This is a genomic window from Hymenobacter sp. YIM 151500-1 (assembly GCF_025979885.1).
Lineage (GTDB): Bacteria > Bacteroidota > Bacteroidia > Cytophagales > Hymenobacteraceae > Hymenobacter.
In genome coordinates this window covers 4634292-4646707 of sequence record NZ_CP110139.1, presented here as the reverse complement: position 1 = coordinate 4646707, position 12416 = coordinate 4634292, and the positions used below count along the sequence as shown (strand labels likewise).

Annotated in this window: 5 protein-coding genes; all 5 read right to left on the bottom strand. The window is 64.3% G+C overall.

Annotated elements, in window-relative coordinates:
• Nucleotides 1-4: 4 nt before the first annotated feature.
• The 5 genes from OIS53_RS19230 to OIS53_RS19210 all read right to left on the bottom strand — a co-directional run bounded on the left by OIS53_RS19230 (nucleotide 5) and on the right by OIS53_RS19210 (nucleotide 12267).
• A complete protein-coding gene (locus OIS53_RS19230) occupies nucleotides 5-2347 on the bottom strand; it encodes a cellulase family glycosylhydrolase (protein ID WP_264680202.1) in 2343 nt (780 codons plus the stop codon).
• Nucleotides 2348-2581: 234 nt separating this feature from the next.
• Nucleotides 2582-4039: a glycoside hydrolase family 30 protein gene (locus OIS53_RS19225; RefSeq protein WP_264680201.1), complete on the bottom strand. Its 1458-nt coding sequence runs from the start codon at nucleotides 4037-4039 to the stop codon at nucleotides 2582-2584.
• A 193-nt stretch (nucleotides 4040-4232) separates the two neighbouring features.
• Nucleotides 4233-5516, bottom strand: a complete 1284-nt coding sequence (locus tag OIS53_RS19220; RefSeq protein WP_264680200.1) for a sugar MFS transporter — start codon at nucleotides 5514-5516, stop codon at nucleotides 4233-4235.
• A 511-nt stretch (nucleotides 5517-6027) separates the two neighbouring features.
• Entirely contained in the window at nucleotides 6028-7881 is a 1854-nt protein-coding gene (locus tag OIS53_RS19215; RefSeq protein WP_264680199.1) for a peptidase inhibitor family I36 protein, read from the bottom strand.
• A 105-nt stretch (nucleotides 7882-7986) separates the two neighbouring features.
• Nucleotides 7987-12267, bottom strand: a complete 4281-nt coding sequence (locus OIS53_RS19210) for a glycosyl hydrolase family 18 protein (protein WP_264680198.1) — start codon at nucleotides 12265-12267, stop codon at nucleotides 7987-7989.
• Nucleotides 12268-12416 lie beyond the last annotated feature (149 nt).

Sequence of the window (12416 nt, the reverse complement as noted above, 5' to 3'; positions counted from 1 at the left end):
AGGGCTACTGCTTGCTGATTCTGAAGGTAGTGGAAAACTTTGGCCCGGCCAGCCGAACAACGTACAGCCCATTCCTGAGCCCCGAAACATCCAGGGTATGCTCTGGCCCGGCGCCGTCGGCGCGCTGGCGCAGCACGGCGCGGCCCGCCAGGTCGAGTACGGTAAGCGAGTGAGCGGTGACGCCGGCCGGCAGCTGGTAGACGAGGCGGCTGACTACCGGATTAGGATAGAAGCTGACCTCGGTGCGCTGGCTGCTGCCCGGCGCCACGCTGCCGGCCACCGCCCCGCGCGCGGCGCCTAACACGCCGTAGCTGAAGGCTTCCCAGCCCGAAATGGCCGGGCGGTTGCAGGTCATGGCCTGGGTGCCGTTTTCCGAGGAAACGTACCGGCCGTTGAAGCCCCGCAGGCTGATGGTGCCGTCGGCATTCACCAGCCAGTCAAACGCCTCCCAGCCCGACACGGCGTCGCGGGTGCACGTCATCGGCCGCTCCCCGTTTTCCGAGGACACGTACTTGCCGTTGAAACCGCGCAAGGCCACCTTGCCGCCCCCGCCATCCACTACCGTGAAGGCCTCCCACCCCGACACGCTGGGGCGGTTGCAGGTGATGGGCTGGGTGCCGTTTTCCGAGGACACATACTGGCCGTTGCTGCCGCGCAGCCAAATGGTGCTGCCGATGGGAGCCGTGTTGCGCGCCCGCACCCGGATGGAAGACGCCTTGTCGTTCCAGTTGCCAGTGCCCAAGGCATTGGCCACCAGGCAACTGTTGCTGACAGTAAGCGTCAGCGAAGCGCCCTGAAAGTTGTCGTGCTCGAAGAGCTGTACCTCGTAGCCGCTGTTCACGCGCAGCGACGACACATCGTCGTTAAGAATGCCGCGGCTTTGCAGCTGGCCCAGGGTGTAGTCGCCGGCGGGCAAGGCCACGGCGGCGCCGTCGTAGTTGCAGTTCTTATAGAATGTAGCCACGCCGCTGCTCCCGGTGCCGTAGTAGTTGCCGCCGCCGGGGTAGTTCACGATGCCGTTCAGGTTAGGCGCCACGGCCCGGACGGTGGTGTTGGGCACGCAGTTGGCGAACTTGATATTCTCCAGCACCTGGCCCAGGCCGGCGGGCCCGTCCACGATATAGGGCGGGTTGATGTGCATAAAGGCGGCGTTGTTGCCGTTCTCGAAGCGCTTGTAGGTCCAGTGGCACCAGCCGATGCCCACCGAATTGAGGTTGCGGGCGGCTTCGTTCATCCAGGCGTCGGTGTTTTCGCCGGTTTCGCCTACCCAGATGGGCACGTCGTTGTCGGTGCGGAAGCGGGTGAGGTTGCCGATGGTGCGCAGGTTGTTGGCGTTGCCGGGGTCAGTGGAGCTGACGTTGTTGTCGAGCGGGTAGGTGGCGCCGCTGTAGCGGTGCGAGTTGTAGACCAGGTTGGCGGTGTTGGTGAAAGTGCGCTTCTCCAGGTAGTTGTAGTCGTTTCCCCAGCCGTTGCCTTCGAGCAGCAGCAGGTGCTGGTCGCCCTGGGCCCGCACCGTGTTGATAAGGCGCTGTAGCACGCTGTTGATCTGCTGGTTGGTGGGCACATTGTTGGGCTCGTTGAGTAGGTCGTACATGGCAATGCGGGCGTCGTTCTTGTAGCGCGCCGCAATGGTGGCCCACAGCCGGTTGGTGATGTCCTGATAAATGGGCCGGGTCCAGAAATCGAGCGGCACCAGGGCATCGGCAATGTTGAGGTCGGTGCCCTGGGCGCCGGGCGCGGCGTGCAGGTCCAGGATGACGTACAGCTGGTTGGCCGCGGCCCAGCTCAGCACGTTGTCAATCAGGCGCAGGGCCTCCATATTGGCTGGGTCCGTGAACAGCTGGTTGGCGTTGTACCAGCTGGTGAGGGCCCCCACGTAGGCCTCGTAGGAGGTGGTGCCGCGCAGCACGCCGTTGCGCACGGCCCGCTGGCTGGGGGTCAGAAACAGGTCGTAGTGCAGGGGCAGCCGCACGCAGTTGAAGCCCTGGGCGGCAATGTAGTCGAGGTCGGCCTTGGTGATGAAGTTGTTGCGGTAGCTTTGGTAAAAGGCTTCCACGTCGGCCTCGCTCATGCCGGCATTGTAGAGGGTTTGCTTTACCGTGCCCTGGGTTTGGCGGCCGTTGAGGCCCTGCCAGCCGGGCTTCATCATGTAGCCTTCCTGCACCAGCCAGCCCCCCAGGTTCATGCCGTTCAGGATAACCTCCTGGTTGCTGGCATTTACGATGCGCGGCCCGCTGGCCCGCAGAAAGCTCTGCGCCCAGGCAGCGTGGGTCAGGCACAGCAGCAGGGCCAGCAGCCCCGCCAAGGCGCCGCAACGGCGAAAACGAGAAGTAGTAGAAAGGCGCATGAGAATGATGGTTGAGGTAGAATATGGGAGTAGTCCTCGGGCTGGCGTACGGCCCCGCGGACCCCACCCCGGCCCACGCCGCTTGATGCGCAGAATCCTCTGGGAGAGGGGAGCGTTCTGGAGCTACAAGCCACAAGCTTCAGGCTCCAAGCTTAGAACAGACTTGCAGCTTATGGCTTGCAGCTTGCAGCTGACGCTTGGCGCCCCTCTCCCGGAGGGGCCGGGGGAGTGGGGTCACCACACGTAAGTGCCCGCCGCCCCGGCCGGTAGCTGGGTGGTGGCTGCTTTGCCGCGAAACAGAATGTCGAAGGTTTGGGGGGCCGAACCCGTGTTGAGCACGATGAGCACCTTCTGGCCGGTGGGCGTGCGGTAGGCTACGTGGGGCAGGGTAGTCGGCCCGTTGCTGCCTATCCGCACCGAACCGGGCCGCACAAACTTGGCCGCGTGGGCCACGGTGTAGTAGGCCGAGTTGCGCGTTACGGCGTCGCCGCTGATGGTGAGGGCGCCCAGGCAGGTGGTGCACCCGCCCGGCGTGTGGGGGTTGTAGTTGGGGTCGGCGGCCAGGTTCCACTCCAGCACGTTGCGGCTCCAGTTGCGCGGCGCCCCAATAATGAGGTTGGCCATGTGCCACTTAAAGTCTTCGGCGAAGTTGCCGGGGCCACCCGTCCACTGCTCGGTGAAGTACACGTGCTTGCCGGGAAAGGCGTTGCGCACCGTGCTCATGGTTTCAATGCTGCCGGCGTAGAGGTGAAACGCCGAGCCATCCACGTACTGGCTGGCCTGCGGGTCTTGCAGGATGCTGAGCGGGTAGTCGGGCCGGTCGAGGTTGTGGTCGTAGAGAATGATTTTGGTGGTGAGGCCCGCCGTCCGCAGCGCCGGCCCCACGTGGTCCCTAATGAAAGTGGCCTGCTCGGCGGCCGTCATGAGCATGCTGGGGTTGTTGCCGGGGTGCAGGGGCTCGTTTTGCAGGGTCACGGCATCTACCCGCACGCCTTCGGCCTGCATGGCTTGCAGGTACTTCACAAAGTACTGCGCGTACACGGGGTAGTACTCGGCCCGGAGCGAGCCGCCGATGGAGCGGTTGTTGGTTTTCATCCAGACCGGTGCCGTCCAGGGCGAGCCGAGGAGTTTGATGGTGGGGTTGATGGCCAGGATTTCCTTGAGCACCGGCAGCAGGTGGGCGCGGTCGGGGGCCAAGCTGAAGTGGGCCAGCGTGGGGTCGGGCTGGCCGCCGGGCGGGTCGTCGTAGGTGAACACCCGCTCATCCAGGTCCGAGGCCCCGATGCTGATGCGCAGGTAGCTGATGCCAATGCTGGTGCCCTCCGTACCAAACAGCTCTTGCAGCAGCGCCGCCCGCGCCGGGGCGCTCATCTGGTGCAGCAGCTGGGCGCTGCCGCCCGTGAGCGTGTACCCAAAGCCGTCGATGGTCTGGTAGGTTTGGGCCGTATCTACCGCAATGGCGGGGTTCTGGCTGCTGCCCGCCCGAAAGTTCAGCGCCACCGGGCTTGGCCGAAACAGGCTCGATTTGTCGGGCGTGGTCAGCCACAGCGCCACCTGCGAGGGGCCGGCGGGCGTGGCCGGCGGAGGTGGCGGCGGCGGGGCCGCGGCAGGTAGGTTCTTCTTGCTGCAACCGCCAGCTGCGCCCAGCAGCAAACACGCAAGGCTGAAAATAAGGGTGCTACGCCTGGGCATCTGAAAACAGAGAGAAGTGAGAAAAGCAGAGCCTGGTGCGCCAAGCAGCCGTTTGTAACGACCTGGCTACGATGTAGAGACGCATTAGCTGGAGTCTCGTTGTCCGCGCCGGCAGAATGATGGATGTGCAGACGGTATCGTGCAACGACGAGCCTCCAGCTAGTGCGTCGCTACGCCGTAGCCAGGCTACAGGCTAGCTGAAAGACGAACCTGAAGCCGCCGCTGCGGGCCGGTGCCCGCGCAGGCCATACCACACAATGTAGAGGTAGCACACGATGGGCAGCACAAACGCCCAGCGCAGGGTGCTGGCATCGGCCACGGCCCCGAAGAGCATGGGCACCACGGCGCCACCCACAATGCCCACGTTCAGCAGGCCCGATGCTTCTTCGGTGTGGCGGCCCAGCCCGGCCACGGCCAGCGTGAAAATGGTGGCAAACATGATGGAGTTCATTAGCCCCACGGCCAGCAGGCTCCACATGGCCACTTCGCCGGTAGTGCTGATGGACAGCAGCACCAGGGCCACTGCGCCCACCGCATTGAAGGCCAGCAGACGGCCGGGGTCAAACTTGCTCAGCAGATAAGCCCCCACGAAGCGCCCCACCATGGCCCCGCCCCAGTAAAACGCCACCTTGTCGCCAGCTGCTTTGGGGGTCAGGCTCAGCACGTCGGGCAGGTGCAGGTAGCTGACGATGTGGGAGCCGATGGCTACCTCGCCGCCTACGTAGGCGAAGATGCCCACCACTCCAAACACCAGGTGCCGGTAGTGCCAGGCGTGGCGGCCAGGCTCCTCCTCGGCTGCGGCGTGGCTGATGCGCGGCAGCTTCAGCAGCGCCAGCAGCACGCTGATGAGGAGCAGCACCCCACCGATGGCCAGGTAAGGCAGCTGCACGGCCCGCACATCGATGGTGGCGGCGGCAGCGGGCGTGTCGAGGTCGGGCAGGTTGGCCAGAATCAGGGAAGCGCCCAACAGCGGAGCCACAGTAGTGCCTACCGAGTTGAAGGCCTGGGTGAGCGTGAGCCGGGCCGGCGCCGACCGGGGCGGACCCAGAATGGCTACGTAGGGGTTGCCGGCCACCTGCAAGAGCACCACGCCCGTGGCCAGCACAAACAGCGCCCCCAGAAACAGCCCGTAGGAGCGGCTTTCGGCGGCCGGGTAAAACAGGAAGCAGCCCAGCGCACCAATCAGAAACCCGAGCAGCATGCCGCCTTTGTAGCCCAGGCGCTGCACCACCTTGCCCGCCGGAATACCCATCACCAGATAGGCCCCGAAGAAGCACAGGTTAATCAGGTTGGCCTGCGTGTAGCTGAGGCTGAAAATAGCTTTCAGATACGGAATCAGGATGTCGTTGAGGCAGGTGATGAACCCCATCATAAAGAACAGCACCGTGAGCGAGGCCAGCGCCGAAGTGTAGCGCGGGGCGGCAGCATCGGGGGCCGCGGTGGGAGGCGGAAGGGTGCGGGAGATGGGAGCGGCCATGTGGCTACGGGTGGGAAGGGAAGAATTGAAAAGGAGGGCGTGGGCAGGTTGCCGGAATCCGGTACCTTCAGTGGTGACGCTCCCAGCAGGCGGGGCCGCAGAGCCGGGCAGCGTAGCGGCAGCGCAAAACATTAAAACCAGGGCCGGGGCCGGAGCGCGTGCAGTCAAATATGAAAGCTCCTGACAAGCAAAACAAGCCGCCAAAATAGTGTACCAAGCGCCCGAAACCGCCCGTATACACCTACAGCACACGCCGCGCCCGGAGTTTGCCAGCGGCATTTCTCCCAAAGCTGCTCTCAGGACTCCGGCAGTCCACAGTTAAAAAACACGTAAAAACTTTGCCCCAGAGCAGGGTCCGGCAGCTGCCTTGCCTTTAATGTAGCCGTTGCGGTAAGCGAAGCGCTGCCCGCAGCTTTCAGGTGGGAGTCGAGCCAGTTGAAGTAGGCACCAATACAAAGGGCAGGCTCTCTGGAGCCTGCCCTTTAGGTTGTGGTTAGTCTGTGGCGTTACCTCACTGCTTGACGAACTGGTAGGTGCGCGTGGTTTTCGAGCCACTAACCCGAATCAGATACGTGCCCTTTTCCAACGTAGCACAGTTCAGTTTCACCTCCGGCCCTGGCCGCTCCAGGCGCACGGTGTGGCGCAGTACGCCGCGCTTGTCATAGATGCCTACCTCGGTCGGGGCCGGGGCCAGGCCGGTCAGCACCACGCTTGTGGTGGCCGGGTTCGGAAACAGGCGTAGCTCTCCGGCCGCCGGGCCAGCCGGCGCCGGGCCGCCCCCAGCTGGGGCAGCTCCGTCAGAAGCCAGGCAGCGGTACTCGGGCGAGGATGCCACGGCCAACCCCACCGCCGTTTTGGTGGCAGCTAGGCTCGTAGGACTTGTTTTCTGCACCACGATGGAGGAAGTCCGGTCGTTCCAGCCGTCATCTACCAGCGAGGCATCGTCGGCAGTTTTCAGCAGGCTGGCCCCGGTGAAGTCGCCATTGTCGTACAGGCGCACCTCGTAGCCCGCCGGCACGCGCACCGACGACAGGTCGTTGGTGAGAATACCAGCCGTGGCCAGGGCGGCGGTGGTGTAGCGGCCCGGCGCCAGCGGCACGGCGTAGCCGCCGTAATTAATATGCTGGCAGAAAAGCACCTGCTTGGCCGCCCCGTAGGTGAATGGGAACTGCCGCTGTGCCTGCGCAAACTGCTGCTCCCATTCGGCCGGCCAGCCAAAGGCCTGGGTGGCCAGCGGCTTGAGGTCGACGCCGGCCGCCCCACTCCAGAAGTGCACAAACTCGCCCCAGTTCATGCTGCCGTACTTGTTGTTGGTCCGGGTGTAGTACTGGGCCAGCAGCTCGAAGTAGCGGTTCAGCACGGCCGCTTCGCCGTAGTTGGAATAGATGGGGTAGAACCAGTCGCGGAACCAGTAGGTGTTGCTGCGCGGAAAGTTGTCCGCCTGCTTGATCATCAGGTTGTACCAGCGCGTGGCGTCGCTGGTGCGGCCCAGACCCCGGTACACGTCGTAGTTGAAGATTTCGGCCCACTTGCTGTCCTTCCAGATGCCAAACGCCGGGGACCCTTTCACTCCCTTGCAGGCGCCTTCCACAATATGGGCTACCTCGTGGGTCATCAGGTCCAGGTCGTTGTTGGCGCCGCTGGTCCAGGGGCCGGGGCCGCCGTCAATGGTGTTGCGGTAGTCGTGGTGGGCGTCGAAGTAGGTGGCGGGGTGGCCACCGCTGTACCGGCCGGTATGAAACACGGCATACAGGCGGGAGTCGCCGCCGAAGCTGCCGTACACCTGCTTGGTGTAGCGCCACACGTCGGCCAGGTAGGTGTTAGGCCAGGTGATGGAGCGGCTCACATCCTTGTCGTAGTACACGGCCACCTCGTCGTCGTAGTACACGCGACTGAGCAGCTGGTTGTGGTCGAACCAGTGCTCCTGCCAGGTGGTGGGCGGGGCCGGCACGGGTATCTTTTCTACTTTGAACGAAGAAGCCCGGTCGTTCCAGCCCGCACCGGTCAGGCAGCCCGTGTCACTGGTTTTAACCAGCGCAGCACCCTGGTAATTGTCGTCGGCATAAAACGTGACCTGGTAGCCGCTCGTCACCAGTACCGAGGACACGTCATCGTTGGCCAGGCCGGCCCCGGTCAGGGCCGACAGCGGGTAGCTGCCCACTCCGAAAGAGGCCTTGCGCCCGGCGTAGTCACAGTTTTGAAACACCGTTACCTGGGCCGTGGCCGTGGTAGCCAGCAGCAGCCCGGCGGCGGCTGGCACCAGCTTCTGAGCGGCCCTGGCTACTGCCCAAAACGGGCGGCCGGGCTTTCTGGTTGAAGTTGTCGGGCTACCGAGAAAGTTGGCTGAGAGCGGAGTTGTTTTCATGAGGGTAAGGGCTTAAGAGTAAGAAGCAAAGGGCGGAGCACACAGCGCAAAAGGCTGGAACCCGTCGGCCAGGGGCCGCAGGTTCCAGCCTGTATGCGCCGGAGGCTACTTCACGAAGCGCTTGGTTACCGGGGCGTGGCCGCGGAGCGTGAGCTTCAGGGTGTACACGCCGGCGGGCAGCTTCGACACGTTGAGGCGACCCACGGCGGCACCTTTCGCCCAAACCCGTCCGCGCGCGTCCAGAATCTCAAACTGCCCGCCGTTGAGGCTCTGGCCCGCCTGAATCGTCAGCTCGTTGGCAACGGGATTGGGGAAGAGCGTCAGCTCGGGAGCTGCTGCGGCTGCGGTCCGGGCCGTGCCGCAGGGGCCCACCAGGCGCCACACGCAGTCGGTGCAGCTTTTGGTAAGCGGGTCTTCGCCCTGAGTCCACCACTTGGCGATGTACACGTTGCCGTTGCGCGACACCTGGTTGTCTTTGACGTACACCGCCGTGGCCGACCAAGCCGGCACGGTGCACGCGCTGCCGCCCCCAGTTACGGTTACCGTTACGGCCGCCGAGGTGGTGGTGGCGCCCTGGTTATCGGTGGCACGGGCCGTGAGCGAGTAGCTGCCGGCCGCCACGCTGGTCCAGGCGTAGCTCCAGCCGTTGCTGCCGTCGGTATCTTCGCCCAGCTTGGTGGTGCCTTGGAAGAACTCCACCTTGGCCACCGTGCCGTTGGCATCAGCCGCCGTGGCCGTGAGCGTGAAGCTGGCCGGAGCCGCTGCGGTAGCACCCGCCGCCGGGGCGGTCAGGCTGACCGTGGGCGGGGTGTTGGTCGGGTTGGGGTTCGGATTTGGGTCCGGGTTCGGGTTTGTGCCGCCGAAGAAGGCGTAGGCATTGTTCACGAAGGCGTCGCCCTGGGTCCGGTCCCAGTTGATAGACCAGGTCATGATGCCGCGCAGGTTGGGGTAGCGGGCCGGCAGCACGTACTGGCCGCCGAAGGAAACCCCGTTTACCAGGTAGTTTAGGGCCTTGGTTACTTCGGCCGGCGGCACGTAGCCGCCCGCGGGGGCCGAGCCGGTGCCGGTGGCTGGCAAGCCAAACGCTACTTGGTCTTGCCGCAGGGCCGGAAACACGTTGGCCGTGTTGCGGGCCACCGGAAAGCCGCGCAGCAGCATGTCGGTCATGGCCACGATGAAGTCGGCGGTGCCCTGGGAGTACACCTTCTCGTCCAGCGCGTTCTGGGAGCCGGTGTTGTAGTACTGCACGTGCACGAAGGTGAGCAGGTCGCGCAGGCCGTAGAGCACGGGCAGGTAGCCACCAAAGGCCGTGCCGTAGTTGGCGTAGCCGCCCTGCACGTACTGCACTTCCGGGGCCGCCGTCAGCCAGAACTCTTTGCCCTGGCCGCGGAAAAACGCCGTCAGCTCCCGCGAAGCCACCACCAGGTTGTTGATTTTGGGCGTGGTGGAGTTCTTGAAGTCCGAGTCGCCGGCGTTTAGAATCACCGAGGTGCCTTCCAGGTCGATGTCGAACCCGTCAAAGCCGTACTCGGTGATGATGCCCTTCATCGAGGCCACAAACTTGTCTTTGTCGGCGGTGGTGTTCAGCTCCACGGGGGCGTCGGCGCCGCCAATGGAAATCTGCACTTTGCGGCCCTGGGCCTGGAGGGTCCGGATATCGGCAATGAACTCGGCCTTGGGCTGGTTGGTGGGCTCGAAGGTCATGGTCATGTTGCCGGGAGCCACGGGCACGGCAAAGGCAATGTTGACCACGTTGTACTTGGGGTTCACGTCGCGCAGGCGGATGTAGGGGGCGCTGGCGTTGTTCCAGTTGTGGAAGTAGCCCACAATCACCTTACCAGCCGGGTTGCCCGACGGGTTGCCGCTTGTCACGGTCACGCTCACGGCCGCCGAGGTAGTAGTGGCGCCCTGGTTGTCGGTGGCCTTAGCTGTCAGCGAATACGTACCCGCGGCCACGCCCGACCACGCATAGGTGAACGGCGCCGAGGTGTCTTCGCCCAGCTTGGTGCTGCCCTGGAAGAACTCGACTTTGCTGATGCTGCCGTTGGCGTCGGCGGCGTCGGCCGTGAGCGTGAAGCTGGCCGGGGCCACAAACGAAGCGCCGTTGGCCGGGCCCGTCAGGCTTACCGTGGGCGGCGTGTTGCCCGCCGTCACCGGCGCAAACGACAACCAGTTGATGTTGCAGCCCGTCGAGGCGAGTACGTGCACGCGCAGGGTCTGCACCCCGGCGGGCAGGGTCACGGTGGTGCTCACCGTAGTCCAGCTCTGCCAGCCGCCGGTAGCACCTACGTTCACGCTGCCCAGCACCGTGCCGGCGCTGTTGCGCAGCTGCAAGGTGGCCGCGCCCGGAATGCTGGCCACGCGGAAACCGACGGTGTAGGTGCCGGCCGCGGCTACGTTCACATTGTAGTCCAGCCAGTCGCCGGTTTCCACCCAGTTCACGTTGCGTCCCCCGCCCGCGTCGGTGGTGGGCTCGGTGTCGGTGCCTTGCTGGGCGCTGAAGCTCTCGGCCTGAATGGTGCCCGGAATGGCCTGGGCCACCGGCGCGGCCGTCACCGTCACGGCTACTGCGGCCGAGGTAGTGGTGGCGCCCTGGTTGTCAGTGGCCTTGGCCGTGAGCGAGTAGGTGCCCGCCGCGGCCCCGGTCCAGCGGAAGCTGAAGGGGCTGCTCATGTCTTCGCCCAGCTTCGTCGTGCCCTGGAAGAACTCGACCTTGGCTACCGTGCCGTTGGCGTCAGCGGCGCTTACGTTGATGTCAATGCCCGTGCCAGCCGCAAATGTGGCGTTGTTGGCCGGGGAGCTGATGCTTACCGTGGGCGGGGTGTTGGTTGACGTGCCGCCCGTGGCAAACACCTCGTTCAGCTTATTGACCAGCGGGGCCTTGGTGTTGGGGCTGTACACGAGCTTGCCGCCGAGCACCTGGGGGTTGGACGCCAGGCCCGTCCAGTCGCCCGAGAGGGTCCAGACGATGACGCCGGCCAGCTGCTGGTCTTTCACGTACTGGGCCTTCAGGCCCACCGACCGTTCGTTGTCGTAGCTCAGAAAGTAGCTGCCGTTGGTTTTGTAGGGCACTTTGGCGTTGTCGTCCCAGTGCTCGGTCCAGTTGGCGGTTTGGGCCAGAATGGCCTGGTAGTTCGGGGTGCCGTCCCACACGTCTTTCGGCCAGTTGGCAAAGTCGGCGGCCGTCATCACCGAGCCGTCGGGGCTGACGGTTTCCTGGCGCTTTACCGTGGGCGCGTGCAGAGCGGCCGGGCCGTTGGTTACCACTCCGCGGCCGTAGAAAGCCACGCCCAGGTTTACCTTGTTGAGCGGAATGCCGGCCGCCTTGATGCCTTGTGTAGTGGCGTCCAGCGAAAAGCCGGCGTACTCGGCATTTGGGTAATCATACAGCGGGGAGTTGTGGCCGGCTTTGCCCGACCAGCCCCCGTTGTAGTCGTAGGTCATGAAGTTGAAGTAGTCCATCGACCGGCTCAGGCGCGCCCAGTCAAACTGGTTGAACTTGGTGGGCACGGCCGTGAAGGCGGCCGTAATCAGCTTGCCCGGCCCAATGGCGGCCCGGATTTCCTCTACCAGCACCGCAAAGTTGGTGTAGTCCTGGGGCTGGCCGGTGAAGTTCATGCCGGCCTGGCCGGGGTATTCCCAGTCCAGGTCGATGCCGTCGAAGCCCATGGCAATCAGCTTCTTGCAGTCCCGAATAAACGCGGCACGCTTGGCCGGCGTGGCGGCCATTTCGCCGAAGTGCTTGCTCATGCTCCAGCCCCCAATCGAGGCCATCACCTTCACGCCCTGCTGGTGAGCCAGGTCGAGCAAGCCCAGCTTGCCGCCCTGCTTATGAATGGCCAGCGGAAACGCACCCGACTCGCCCGTATTCACATTCGACCAGCCACCCGGCGCGTTGCGGTAGCCCAGGGAGTAGGCGTAGCTGCCGTCCGAAATGTACTGGATGATGTCCAGCTCGCCTTGCAGCAGGTACAGGTCCCAGCTGCTGTAAATGTCGGTGTTGACCAGCGGGGCCGGCTGCTGGGTGGCACCGGGCTGGGCAATGTTGGGGTTGCGGTAGTCGCCGCTGTGAATGGACCCATCCACGGCCACCCCGAAAAACGAGAAGTTGATGATGGTGTACTGTGAATAATCAACGTTCAGGTGGTTGAGGCTGCCCTTGGGAATCAGGCCCGGAATGTCTTTCCACGGCCCCCACTGCGTGATGTAGCCAATAATCTGCTTGTTGTGGTCGGTGCGCTTCTTTGGCACCGTCGGGCTCACCTGGGCCTGCATGGCGGCCGGCAGCAGCAGGAGCAGTGCCAGCCAAGACCACACCATAGCCCGCATCGTTTCGCGCAGGCGGTTACGGTTTTCCCTGGGGGAAAACGGGTTGTTTTGTTTCATGGCGTAGGAAGGAAGTAGATAAGAGGGTGTTGAAGAGATGGTGCCCTCAGCGGGGACCAATGAGGCACATTTTGTCATGTGGCGCCCTGAAAGAGCTGCCGGCGCCGATTGGGATAGGCACGCGCCGGCCTAACGGCCCGTTTTTTCAC